Origin of the sequence: Shimazuella kribbensis DSM 45090, from assembly GCF_000428065.1 — a bacterium.
GTDB lineage: Bacteria > Bacillota > Bacilli > Thermoactinomycetales > Thermoactinomycetaceae > Shimazuella > Shimazuella kribbensis.
In genome coordinates, this window is record NZ_ATZF01000015.1 from 37,122 (window position 1) to 49,616 (window position 12,495).

The window sequence follows — 12,495 nt, forward strand, 5'->3', positions numbered from 1 at the left end:
CTCCTCTCTAGATGCCCCCTTCAGACACCACTTTCGACGCTTCACTTGCTTCAGGTTTGGTATTAAAGAGTTCAACTAGATCTTTTTCAGGAGTGATGAACTGAATAAAGCCGCTTCTACCTTCTAGATCTTTCATGTATCCATATCCAGATAACGCTTTACTCCGTCTTTGCTGAAGGACGTTTCGCAAACCTTCATCATTCACATCTAAGTTAAGTGCCTCAATTGCCAAAGTGGTTTCGTTTTCATCACTTGTACCTAAACAAACATAAACACTCACGTTGTTTAAGATTTCGTTGTCGATATCAGAAGGATTCTGGGTAGCAAACCAAATACCAGCGTTTGCTGATCGTCCAGCACGCTCCAAACGATTGGCAAGTGATTTTCCTTGATCCGTACGTAACCAAATCCAGGCCTCATCGAGGGCCGCAACACGGAAACCTCCACCTGTTCCCCGCAGTACAAACTGTTCTGCCAAAATCGCTGTCATAGACATAACTGCAACGGAAGCTTCTTGGCGTAATCCATTTGGCCTTTGTTTCTCAGGCGGCAGTTCTAGACCTTCTAACTGCAAAAGAATAATTCCGCTATCTGGTACCCGGACCCCGTCTCCTTCACCAAAAACCAACTTACCAAGTGGCAGGCGGGCGATACGCATCAAATACTCAGCGAGATCTCGTCCATCCTCATCTTTGTGTAATTCTTCCACCATTTTAGCCATACTAGGTTGATCATGTTTCAATGCACGTTCCGCGGCAGATAAGAGCATATTCTTGTCTCCACGAGAGAGATTCCCTTCAAACTGTGAAATAACAGAAACGGCGATTTCACTAGCAAACTCTGCGTCATGCCCTAATAGTTGAAACGGATCCAGTGCTCCTGGATTTTGACGTCCATCTAACTTCAACACGTGGACACGATCCTCTAAACCTGGTAAACGGCCGACCCAGTGACTTCGCTCTCCCTTTGGATCAACGACAAAGACACGAGCACCCCAGAAAAGTGCCGTTTTGTGAATGAGGTTGTTCAAGGTATGAGACTTACCAGAACCAAGAGTACCGGTAATAACCATCGAAGCATTTTGGTTAATCTGCGGCCCACGCTCTGGATTTATTTTCACAACAGAGCCACGGCGGGTCAATCCAACTGGTACACCATTTGGATCACCCAATATCTCTGATGCACCGGGCATAACAATGGAAGCTGCCACTTCTGGCAACATTTTTTTGACATATCCTCGAGCAGGATAACGATCATTCGGAAGCCATGCTTCAAAAAGGTTGCGTTGTTCTCCAGTAGGTCTAGCTGCAACAAACCCTTTACGGTCAAAGAAATTAATCACTTGTTCCGAGCGGCTGTTGACTTCATCTTGATCATCGCCATCTACTACAAACATCACTCGACTATCAAGGATAGGTGGACGATTTTTCTTCAATTCAAACTCTAAACCTTCTGCCATCGATTCTTGTTGTTGAAGATCGAGTGGAACTTGATCTACTTGTCCGATGTGGGAAGTAGCATCTTTGATATCTTTTCGTTTTCGAGAAACCTGGCTTGTCGCTTGTTTGTTGGCAATCATCTTCCAACGGAACATGCCTTCGACAGGAAAATCAAATTCACTGGATAGCTGATGGAATAACTCTGAACCAGGGGAGTATATCTCATCTGGAAACGCACCCAGTGTAATAAAACTAACAAATCGACTTTCGTGTTCTTGATCACAAAGCACATATCGATAACTGTAGGCACGTCTTCCTTCTGCAAGCCAAGTATAATCATGTGATCCCTTCGGCCAAACATTTCGCAATGTCTGGGGCAGAGGTTTCAGCGGCATTCCACGATAAAAATGGTGACGATAAAAATCAGCGATCTCATGCTCTAGTAGAGGATCGAGTCGACTGAGGGACCCAGCTCGGTCTTCAAATGCGCGTTTGGACCATGCATAATCAAATGATTTATCAAATGCATGCTCTTTTTCTTCTTTAAAAACTTTTTTGCGGAGACCAAGGAAACCTTCTAAGGTACGCATCGGAATCCCAAAGGTTTGTGTAATCCATTTGTAGTTATGAGGCATGGGGAGAGGCAGTTCAAAAGCAACAATGAAATCATAATCAGGCAGAGTCCCGCGCTCGATCAGGTTAAGCCATGTATTCATCGACTCATAAGCTTTATCCCGGCGACCTGCGTCTACTGTATTTACCAATCGATCAAGATAATCAACCCAGTTGAAACGACGTCGTATCATCCACATCTGAGCATGTAAACCTGGTTCTTGGATTTGCCGGAAAAACTGAGTAGCCTGCATCCATTCATTCTTTTTCCCATCAATAGAAAGCGGCGAATATGAAAAAGGGATGACCCGGTAAAAAGCCCAGGGTCGTCCTTCAATAAATGCAACATTCTTTTCAATCTGTGTCGGTATCGGTAGCATAGTGTTTGATCCCTCCAACCATCTTGGTTAGGTGGTAAGTTGCTTCTTCTGTTATAGGTGGAATGGGGACCCCTCTTGACCACAATTTGTGTGATAATGCAAAAGTCAATGAGCTCCAGAAATATTGATAAGGGGGTCTTCCTTCCAAATCTACACGAGAGAGTAACCAAGCAGCACCAAAAGGTATAAGCGCATAGCGGAAAACAAATGGAATTGCGGCTATCACCGCAAATTGAGACATGAATAAAAAGAACATTTCAAATAATACAACAATCAGAAGTTCCGATAAACTGACTGGTATAGGGAGTCGAAAACGTTCGATATGGTAAAAAACTTTCTTTAAACCCCATACCGCATCAAATGTGATGATTCGCTCCGGTCTCATTTATGTCCCTCCACCTGCTCCAGTTGTTCCTTCGAAGATTTTTTGGATTGCAGATGCTAAATTGTTTAACAAACCTTGACCACTTTCTAGTGTAAAGAGATAAAGAATACCAGCTACTACAATCCCGCCAAATAATGGCATGATCTGCCCATTCATCCATGCGCGCAGACCAAGAATAACAAGAGCTGCCAAAATAACCAAACCAGCTTGATCCAATATCCAGTTTGCCGCATTTGCAAACATATTTTCCATTGTATATCCTCCTTTATTAGTCGATGGAACGAATGTACCATTGACCGTTTTTCTCTTCTAAAGTCATATGATAATCTAGCTGAAATTCCATGTTATTCGAATCTTTCATCGAAATAACCACTTTTACTTTTAAAGGATTATCCGACAATGCTGTAATAGACTGAACTCCTACAAACTTGGCATTTAATTTTTCTTCCCAATCCGTACTTGCTATTTGTTTCCCATCAAACATATAACGTCTTGTTCCTTCAGAGTTACCTTCTAACCAATCTGTAAAGAAACTATCAAGCATCGTTTTAATGGCAGCTTGTTTGGCATTAATATCGATCGGGTCAGGTTCTTCTTCCTGTTTGGCAACACCTTTGGGTTCAGCTATCAACGATGGCAGAGATGAAACTTGCCATGTATTTCCTGATTTTTCGACTGGTAGAGAGAGGAAAAGTGTCTTATCATCGGATGTTTGCATCCGAGCAATAATTTGTACTTTATTTGCTTTTTGATCGATCCATTTGGATTGCCAAATATCTACTTCTGTCGTACTTACCCCTTTAAATGTCTGTTCGCCTCCCTTAGGTGGTGTGGTAGACGTATTTGGAGGGGTAGTAGACGTATTTGGAGGAGTAGTTTGTTGGGAACCAGCAGGCGGATCGGTAACGGATGTATCGTCCACAATCCTCAAATCAGCATTTCTATTAATATAATCATACAATACAGGCGTTACAAAAGGTTGCAGGTTTTCAATCCGATCCTCATCACGCAGGTCAGGATTGAGATTGTACCAATTTTGTAAAAATAATTTCACTACACTCTTGGCTGTATCTGGCACTTCATTGGTTGTGGATGTCTGCTGTTGTACAACTGGTTTATTTAAATTAGTCAGTACATTAAAAACGATCACCACATTTCCAATCAAGAAGATCACCAATACAAAGTAAATAAAAATTCTTCCAATTGCTTTCATTCGTTCATTTAAAGTTGGGTTCAAGGTAATCCCCTCCCATTTAAACCGATGTCTGATGATGAATCATTAGTTCTACCGATATTTTATAACATTCATTTCAAGTTGACTACATGATTCAAAAAAAGAAGCAAGTTATATCGATTGATAATTGTGGAAAAATAGGGTCTAGACGGAAGAATGAATTAATCCTTTAATTAAAGATATTAAATTTTTAAGTAATTCATTTGAAATAGTGCCTCACTCCCACCTAGTTAAAAGAGAGAACCAAAATCAGTTAACACTTGGTAGTCCTAACTCATTCCCCAGACAAATGGATGTCTAAATATGGTAAATACTCTTTTTCCTTAGAGTAATATCATTGTTTGTAGTATAAGGCAATTTATAAGACTTTGTCTATCTAAAAGAAAAAGACTAATTTTATATTTTTTAATTAAAATTGTTCAAAGGGGAAAATCTATGTTAATTTTGTCTAATTTGTTAAATCATTGGAAGCACTTACATTTACCATTTTAACTCTAATTGGTATTCTCCTAAAGTCGTTTGATTCGTCTGCTTCAACGAAAATTGGCAAAAAATATAGTCTAAGCCTCTTTTGTATTGATGCGTCTGCACAAGTAACTCCAGTTGACCCCCTGGTACCTCCATAAGACATTTTGTTATTTCATTCATTACATAGGTTTGTTCATAACGGATAGCACCCATTCGCAAAACAATCATATGATCATCAAATGCAAGTATTCTTACATCTGAGACATCCTTGTTTGATCCTTCTTGATAAAAGATTTGCATTTCATCTTCCATTTCGACAAATTCAGCATCTACTTGCTGTTCGATTATATCTGGATGATCTACTCCTGCATTATGTATCGTTGACCTGATGAATAATTTTTTTTTCATCATTTCACCCTTTCTATCTATTAAAAGAATAGGGCTGGTGACAGCCCTATTTTATAAAACCTAAAAGCATCTCGCGAATGATTTTTGCAGCTGTAATGGGGGTTTTTTCGGTTGGATCATAGGCAGGGGCTACTTCGACTAAATCCGCTCCTACTACTTTGACCCCGGAGCGGGAGATACCATGAATCGCTTGAAGCAGTTCTCGGGTCGTAATGCCGCCAGGTTCAGGTGTCCCAGTACCTGGAGCATGAGCTGGGTCGAGCACATCGATATCTATTGTTACATACACAGGCCGTCCTGCAAGAGTTGGCAACACTTGTTGCAGGGGTTCCCATACATCAAAAGGATAAAAATGAATCCCAGCTGACTTGGTATATGCAACTTCTTCTTTCGTCATCGAGCGAATACCAAATTGATAAACATTTTCTCCGCCAATTAACTCCGATATTTTGTATAAAGGAGTAGCGTGAGAATAAATCTCTCCCTCATAATCCGTACGCAGATCTGCATGTCCATCAAAATGCAGGACTGCCAAATCGGGATACTTTTTGGCGATTTGTTCCACTACAGGCCATGTTACTAAATGTTCCCCGCCCATACCGATAGGAACTTTCCCCAAAGCTAAAACTTGACTTACAAAATCACCAATTTGGCGCAAGCTTTTTTCTGGATTTCCAAAGGCAAGTGGAATATCTCCCGCATCATAATAATGGATCTCTGTTAATTCACGCCCAAGATAATGACTGTATTCTTCATGCACCAAAGAAGATTCTCGAATACGGCTTGGACCAAATCGAGAACCAGCTCGAAAGCTAACTGTCCAATCCATCGGCATACCATATAACACAGCAGCAGATTTTTCTATATCATTGGTTGAACCAATAAATACATTCCCTGCGTATGTCTCATCAAACCTCATACGTCATTACTCCTTACCCTCTGTCAATTCCTGAACAAACACTGGTAATTGAAAGAGAGATTTATGCATACTTGGTTGATAGTATTTGGTTTCTAGTTTTACAAATTGAGTTTCCTTTACTTCCAATGGATCATATTGTTTGGAGCCGATCGTAAAACTCCACAAGCCACTTGGGTAGGTAGGAATACTGGCAGTATAAAGACGAGTGATAGGAAAAGTACTAGATATATCTGCGAAGACTTGACGTATAAGGTCTCGGTTAAACCATGGTGATTCGGTTTGCGCTACCATAATACCGTCTGATTTTAACGCTTCTGACACCTTTTGATAAAATGGTTTTTGAAAAAGTCCAATGGCCGGCCCAACAGGCTCCGTGGAATCGATCAAAACAACATCATATGTGTCTGGATTTTCTTCGATATGACGAATACCATCTACCACTTGAATATCTACACGTGAATCTGATAATCCAGAGGCTATAGCAGGAAAATACTCTTTCGAAGCTTCAATTACTCTTCCATCGATTTCCGCTAGTACAACACGTTCTACAGAAGGATGTTTCAGCACTTCACGCACCACCCCGCCATCTCCACCACCAACTATTAGTACCTGTTTTGGATTCGGATGAGTGTGTAAAGCGACATGAGATATCATCTCATGATAAACAAATTCGTCTTTATCTGTGGTCATTACCATTCCATCTAATACAAGCAAATTACCAAATTGATGTGTTTCTACGACATCTAATGTTTGAAATGGGGTTACTTCTGAATGAAGTGTTCTTTTAATTTTTGTTGTAATTCCGTGATGCTTTGTTTGTTTTTCTGTGTACCAAAGTTCCATATCCATTATGTAATGTATCCCTTCTGTTTATAAGGTTTTTCTCTTATCCTAACCAATTTTTCCAGAAAATCTCCTCCATCCCTCATTCGAACAGGATTTGATAGGGGATTTGGATTCAAATATGCAGGCTGAGATAAAATTTATACTTTCTAATTCATCAAAAGATGAATGATCTTCCTCTTTTTCCCACAAACTAGGCTTGATGTTTTACGACAATGGTTGCGGAAAAGAGGAATACAGCATGCAGAGTGACTCTTACTCTATTGATGACTTCACATGGTTCAAACGTCTCAAACAAATGAAATCTTTCTTCCGTTTGCTTCTTCTGATTGGGGTTGGATGCTGTCTTTGTTTACTCTTGCTCGTTCTTTACTTAAAATCCAAACCACTGCCGCCACCTGATATTGGGGCATCTAGTATGATCTACGATGATCAAGATAAACCAATGGATCGCATCGATAATGGTGAGCTTCGTGAACCTGTTCAATTGAATAAAATCCCCAAACCGCTTGTACAAGCAACACTTGCCGTAGAAGATCAAAACTTCTACCATCATTTTGGATTCTCTATCAAAGGCATCCTTCGAGCTGCCTTGGTAAATTTTAAAGCTGGTCGCGTAACGCAAGGTGCAAGTACAATCACTCAGCAACTAGCAAGAAATCTCTACCTCACTCATGATCGCACATGGAGCAGAAAAATAAAAGAAGCATTACTCACGATTCAACTCGAGCTTCATTATAGTAAACAAGAAATTTTAGAGATGTACCTCAATAAGATTTATTATGGCAACGGAGCATATGGCGTAAATCGAGCTTCACAAATCTACTTCCATCAACCTGTAGAAAAATTAAATCTTTCCCAATGTGCCTTTTTAGTAGGAATACCAAGAGGACCAGCATACTATTCACCATACGAACATTTTCAACGGGCTAAGCAAAGACAGCAAATCATTCTTAATCTCATGTCTCAAAACCATATGATCACAAAACAAGCTGCTAAAGATGCCTCAAAAGTAAAATTAGCCATTCATAGTCCTACCAAATTGGAGAAACAAAAAGCAAATTACTTTCGAGATTATATCATTCGCACCGCGGTCAACCAATATGGTCTTGATGAAAGCTGGGTACGCAGTGGTGGTCTGAAAATATATACCACCCTAAATCAAAACATGCAAAAAGATGCGGAAAAAGCAGTAACTCAAACTCTGGAGGATCACGCTGAGTTACAGGGTTCATTATTATCTGTAGATCCTAGAAATGGACATATCAAAGCAATGGTAGGTGGAAGGGACTACCAATCTTCGCCATACAATCGTGTCTTTTCACATCGGCAACCAGGGTCATCATTTAAACCTATTTTATATTTGAGTGCGTTGGAACATGGCTTTACACCCATAACGAAAATTATGAGTCAACCCACCTCTTTTACATTTGGAAATAGTGTCTACAAACCTAGCAATTACCAACAAAGCTATGCCAATCGCCCGATTACTTTACGTGAAGCTATTGCAAAATCAGATAACATTTACGCAGTGTCTACAGAATTCCAAGTAGGAATGGACAAAGAAGTAGAAATGGCAAAACGCCTTGGTATAACCAGCGATTTATCTGAAACACCATCCCTTGCACTTGGGAGTTACCCGGTCACTCCCTTTGAGATGACTGGTGCATACACAGCATTTGCCGCAAATGGAAATCGACAGGAGCTCTTTGGTATACGTAAAATAACGACATCTGATGGCGCTATCATCATCTCCAACGAACCAAAAACTACCTCTGTAACTACACCAGAAAATGCTTTTCTCTTAACTAATTTATTGAGTTCTGTTTTTCAAACAGGAGGAACAGGTCACCGAGTAAAACAGATGTTTTCTGGGGCTGGTGCAGGAAAAACAGGTACTACCAATACAGATGGATGGCTGATTGGATATAATCCAAACCTGTTGACTACCGTTTGGGTTGGATATGACCGAGGCAAATCGCTCCCACATGACGAAGCAAGGCTGTCTCAATTTATTTGGGGTAGATACATGCGACAAGTAGCAACTTATAAACCTTTAGGGTTGTTCACTATCCCAGATGGTGTGAAAGCTGTTTATGTTGACGAGGATTCTGGTTATCTTGCCAACGAAAATTGTCCGCATCAAAAGATGGAGTATTTTGTGGAAGGAACCGAACCTACTATAGCATGCCCTACTCACAATCCAGAGAAATCCTCATCTGACTCGCTTATCAAACAATTTGCAGAATGGTTGGGCTTCGAGTAATAACCACTCTACATGACAATCAAAAAAGGCGGCTCCACCCATTGGGATGGAAGTCCGCCTTTTTTGTGTCCTAGTAAGGTTCCAAACATTGTAATCCTATCACAATGAAAATAACTTACAATACTTTCTAATACTTGTTCATAATTTCGTCACTTATTCTCATGCTTCTAACATTTTCCGCAGCTCATCACCGCTATTTTTCCACATCGTGTGATCATATTCGATCAAAAAGTTTTTCAACTGTTCTTTTTCTTCCTTCTCCATATCATCCAAGCGAATCTTTCGTTTTAAAGCATCATCCATACGATTCACATGAAAGGCAAGATTTTTCCAACCTTTGCGCGTTTCTTTGTTTACCGCCATTGGACAAGCTGCTACTCCAGCATAGTATGGACCATTTTCATTTCGATCGACTGCTACCCACACCACCCAGTACAACTCTCCTTCTACTTCTTCACGATTGGTAGTAAATTTTATTCCTCTTTCTAGTGCACTTTTTGCATGGATTAAGCCAAGATCAATTTTCGCCTGCTCCTTGTTTACCCATAAGGCAGACAAATTGCTTAGATTCAATACACCTGTATGATAGGCACCATGCGTGGTAGATTTCCCTGTAACAATTTGAAATTGTGGCTTTTGTTTTTTTTCATCCATCTTAAGAGACCTCCTGTTTAACTAACTAATCTCTAGATTAGCCTCTAAGTTGGGTTCCATACAAGAGGAATCTTCCATAACTCTGGGGATATGAATGTGGAAAGTAGTTCCTCTACCTGGGAGGCTTGTCATATGGATCTGACCACCATGATCCGTGATAATACGATGACAAATAGATAATCCCATCCCTGTTCCCTCATCTTTTGTTGTAAAAAACGGATCGAAGATACGGTTCATGTTTTCAGGTTTGATCCCTTCTCCGCTATCGTGAATATGAATACATACCCGATCACGCATTTCCTTCCAACTCAACTCTACCCTGCCTTTTACGACTAATGCATCCAACCCATTCTGTATCAAGTTAATGAGTACTTGTTTTAACTGTTCTCCATCTGCTTCCATTTGGACAGGAGATTTTGGTGGTACACAAGTAAGTTCATGTCCCATCAAAATTGCTTTTGGCTCCATCAAGCTAAAAACATCATTCATCAACTGATCTAAATTAAAAGTAGAATATTTAGTAGGACGAATCTCACTCAGGTTCAAGAATTGTCTCAATAAATCATTAATTCGGTCAATTTCCGGAAGGATAATAGACTCCCATTTCTTCACTTCACTCGATTCTTTAGCAGAAATTTGAACAAAACCTCGAATCGAAGTCAATGGATTCCGTATCTCATGTGCAAGGCCAGCTGCCAACTGTCCTACAGCCGAAAGTTTTTCCAAATGACGACGCTTTTCTTCTTCGTTATGCCGAACACGTCTTTGTTCAATCGACAATCTCTCTTCTGCTCTTCGAATTAATTCATCTGCATTTTTTGCATCTTCTGGGTACGTAGCAGTTCCGATGCAGTACCTTAGATAAGGAAGTTGATTACGTAGTTCTTCCATTACTATGTCAATAGATTGAAGAACGTTCCGCAAATCTTTATTGTCTGCTAGAAGACCAATAGCAAATTGATCACCATCATACCTAGCTAAATGTACGTATGGAGGCAAGTACTTCTTTAAATAGGAACCTAAGCGAATGAGTAGCTGATCTCCAAATTCGATGCCTTCTTTCATATTAATACGTTTGAAGTCAGCAAGATCAATACTGATTACGTGATAAGATTCATGGTTGCAACACTTCTCTAAACCTCTGTGAACTTGTTCTTGAAAACCACCTAGATTGTATAGACCCGTTAAATAGTCTCTTCGATATGTTTCTTCGATTTCATCGTTATAATCCCAAAGTCGATGTTGGGCTTCTTTTAACTTATTGACTAAATGAAGATTTTTCCCACGAATCAAACGAAGTTCATGAAAAGCATGTCTTACTTTGCCACCAATCCAACTTACCAGCACAAATGTAATAAACTTCGCGGCCATATCATAATTTTGGCTAGAATACCACGAAGTAGATGCCTTCAGCCCGAGGTATGCACCTGCAAAAAGCAGAGTCATAACGCTAATACGCTCTCGATCTGACCGCACCAGAACAATTCCAAATACAATTAAATAGATTGGAAAAATAGATAGTTTCATTGATAATGTATCAATCACTGCGACCATAAAAAGAACACAGAACATATAAAGATATCTAGGTAATCTTGCAATAATACGATTACTGATCAAAAGCAAGCCAGCTAACAAGATAATAGACGCAGATAAAATAATACTATATAAAAGAGGATGACTAACAAACCATGGATCAAAGATGTGATATAGGAAACGAGTATAAAAACGCTGACAATCTTCTTGCAAGTTCGATCCTCCTATTCTCGATAAACCATATGCACCAATGAATTAATTACAATCTTTACTTTTTCATTACACGAGGTATTTCAACTTGTTTCCACTTTTTCTGTGAAAAATCCTCCTATTACTGGTTTTTTCGACAAAACATATCAAATTTCGATAACATTAAATATGTTACAAATTTTTGAAATTAAAGATTTCTTTTCTAATTCAATGCTTAATATATATGTTTTCATACATAATAGAATTGATAAATATTTGGGTTTGTCTATTTCATGAATAGTGGGCAAAAAAAATACTTTTCCTCATAATGGGAAAAGCACGTGAGGGATATCTCTACCCTCAACCCATGTAGTTAACTAAATGTGTAAAACCTTTTTCGTCACGAACCTCTTTTTTTTCCGCTTCTGGTTGTTGATTGGCCACTTTATCCCACATTGGATATGCTTCTTCAACTGAAACTTGTTCTCTTTTGAGTAAAGTCAATTTTTGAGCATCATCACCATAAGCATACATTGCTTGAGGTTCATTTACATATGCTGCTTGTCCAACATGTCGAGGAACAAAGAGTTGTTGATCTTGAAGTAAAGTATGGACAACTGTTTCTTTTAGAATATTTTTAATTTCCTCGCTACGGTAACCGCTTTCTAAGTTCTTGATCCATTGGTATACAGGGCCATCGTCTGGAGTGAAGGTCACATTGCGTTGAGTTGGAACGTAATCACTTTTCGTTTGGATTTGTTCTTTTAACATACGCGGATCGCAAATGGATTGTAATGGAAAATAATTGTTACGAAGATAAGATTGAATACAATATTTTACCAACATTGGAAACTGACCTTTTGGAAGAATTTCATACCAATAACGAACGAGACGATCCTTTTTTCCTAGATATACCCCAACAGTAATTGATGACATGGTAAACACACCTTTATCCAAAATTTTGTTCTTAATCTAATTTAACAAACTTAAATGCTAAACAATTAAATTTGTTAAATTACTTTGAATTAATAATTATGGTAGCAGTATCCAATAGTCTGCGTCAACAGAATACTTTGTCGAATAAGCTCGTATATGCTCGGAAACGAAAAAAACATGCTTTTCGCATGTTAATTTTCTGTTACAACAGCAAAGATCATCCTTCAAA

At 39.3% G+C, this 12,495-nt stretch carries 11 protein-coding genes; 1 reads left to right on the forward strand and 10 read right to left on the reverse strand.

The genetic code is table 11. The features are described from left to right. Positions 1-7: 7 nt before the first annotated feature. From A3GQ_RS0117845 to speE, 7 genes are all read right to left on the reverse strand, one after another. Complete coding sequence (locus tag A3GQ_RS0117845; protein WP_028778218.1) at positions 8-2,431, reverse strand: ATP-binding protein; 2,424 nt, start codon at positions 2,429-2,431, stop codon at positions 8-10. Continuing rightward, positions 2,406-2,816: a TcpE family conjugal transfer membrane protein gene (locus A3GQ_RS0117850; RefSeq protein ID WP_028778219.1), complete on the reverse strand. Its 411-nt coding sequence runs from the start codon at positions 2,814-2,816 to the stop codon at positions 2,406-2,408. The genes A3GQ_RS0117845 and A3GQ_RS0117850 overlap by 26 nt, the downstream gene beginning before the upstream one ends. Further along, a complete protein-coding gene (locus A3GQ_RS0117855) occupies positions 2,817-3,068 on the reverse strand; it encodes a hypothetical protein (protein WP_028778220.1) in 252 nt (83 codons plus the stop codon). It abuts the gene before it with no gap. Between the two features lie 16 nt (positions 3,069-3,084). Further along, on the reverse strand, positions 3,085-4,053 hold the full coding sequence (locus A3GQ_RS24870; RefSeq protein WP_037465449.1) for a conjugal transfer protein: 969 nt from the start codon (positions 4,051-4,053) through the stop codon (positions 3,085-3,087). 477 nt (positions 4,054-4,530) lie between these two features. Beyond that, complete coding sequence (locus A3GQ_RS0117865) at positions 4,531-4,926, reverse strand: YwiB family protein (RefSeq protein ID WP_028778221.1); 396 nt, start codon at positions 4,924-4,926, stop codon at positions 4,531-4,533. Between the two features lie 46 nt (positions 4,927-4,972). Continuing rightward, positions 4,973-5,845 (reverse strand): agmatinase, encoded by an 873-nt coding sequence (speB, locus tag A3GQ_RS0117870; protein WP_028778222.1) that lies wholly within the window; start codon positions 5,843-5,845, stop codon positions 4,973-4,975. A 6-nt stretch (positions 5,846-5,851) separates the two neighbouring features. After that, positions 5,852-6,688: a polyamine aminopropyltransferase gene (gene speE / locus A3GQ_RS0117875; protein ID WP_028778223.1), complete on the reverse strand. Its 837-nt coding sequence runs from the start codon at positions 6,686-6,688 to the stop codon at positions 5,852-5,854. 241 nt (positions 6,689-6,929) lie between these two features. Here speE and A3GQ_RS24875 point away from each other — a divergent pair, with 241 nt between their 5' ends. Continuing rightward, on the forward strand, positions 6,930-8,954 hold the full coding sequence (locus A3GQ_RS24875; RefSeq protein WP_051272037.1) for a transglycosylase domain-containing protein: 2,025 nt from the start codon (positions 6,930-6,932) through the stop codon (positions 8,952-8,954). Positions 8,955-9,113: 159 nt separating this feature from the next. On the opposite strand, the gene A3GQ_RS0117885 is transcribed toward A3GQ_RS24875, so the two are convergent. The 3 genes from A3GQ_RS0117885 to A3GQ_RS0117895 all read right to left on the reverse strand — a co-directional run bounded on the left by A3GQ_RS0117885 (position 9,114) and on the right by A3GQ_RS0117895 (position 12,266). Then, positions 9,114-9,608, reverse strand: coding sequence for a YwhD family protein (locus A3GQ_RS0117885; RefSeq protein ID WP_028778224.1), 495 nt, complete (start codon positions 9,606-9,608; stop codon positions 9,114-9,116). A gap of 21 nt (positions 9,609-9,629) precedes the next feature. After that, entirely contained in the window at positions 9,630-11,354 is a 1,725-nt protein-coding gene (locus A3GQ_RS0117890) for a sensor histidine kinase (RefSeq protein WP_028778225.1), read from the reverse strand. A 336-nt stretch (positions 11,355-11,690) separates the two neighbouring features. Continuing rightward, positions 11,691-12,266: a hypothetical protein gene (locus A3GQ_RS0117895; RefSeq protein WP_028778226.1), complete on the reverse strand. Its 576-nt coding sequence runs from the start codon at positions 12,264-12,266 to the stop codon at positions 11,691-11,693. Between the last annotated feature and the right edge of the window lie 229 nt (positions 12,267-12,495).

Bases quoted from the DNA above. Each gene is read 5' to 3' on its own strand.
- A3GQ_RS0117845 (WP_028778218.1), bottom strand. From the start codon at position 2,431: ATGCTACCGATACCGACACAGATTGAAAAGAATGTTGCATTTATTGAA.
- A3GQ_RS0117850 (WP_028778219.1), bottom strand. From the start codon at position 2,816: ATGAGACCGGAGCGAATCATCACATTTGATGCGGTATGGGGTTTAAAG.
- A3GQ_RS0117855 (WP_028778220.1), bottom strand. From the start codon at position 3,068: ATGGAAAATATGTTTGCAAATGCGGCAAACTGGATATTGGATCAAGCT.
- A3GQ_RS0117865 (WP_028778221.1), bottom strand. From the start codon at position 4,926: ATGAAAAAAAAATTATTCATCAGGTCAACGATACATAATGCAGGAGTA.
- speB (WP_028778222.1), bottom strand. From the start codon at position 5,845: ATGAGGTTTGATGAGACATACGCAGGGAATGTATTTATTGGTTCAACC.
- speE (WP_028778223.1), bottom strand. From the start codon at position 6,688: ATGGAACTTTGGTACACAGAAAAACAAACAAAGCATCACGGAATTACA.
- A3GQ_RS24875 (WP_051272037.1), top strand. From the start codon at position 6,930: ATGCAGAGTGACTCTTACTCTATTGATGACTTCACATGGTTCAAACGT.
- A3GQ_RS0117885 (WP_028778224.1), bottom strand. From the start codon at position 9,608: ATGGATGAAAAAAAACAAAAGCCACAATTTCAAATTGTTACAGGGAAA.
- A3GQ_RS0117895 (WP_028778226.1), bottom strand. From the start codon at position 12,266: ATGTCATCAATTACTGTTGGGGTATATCTAGGAAAAAAGGATCGTCTC.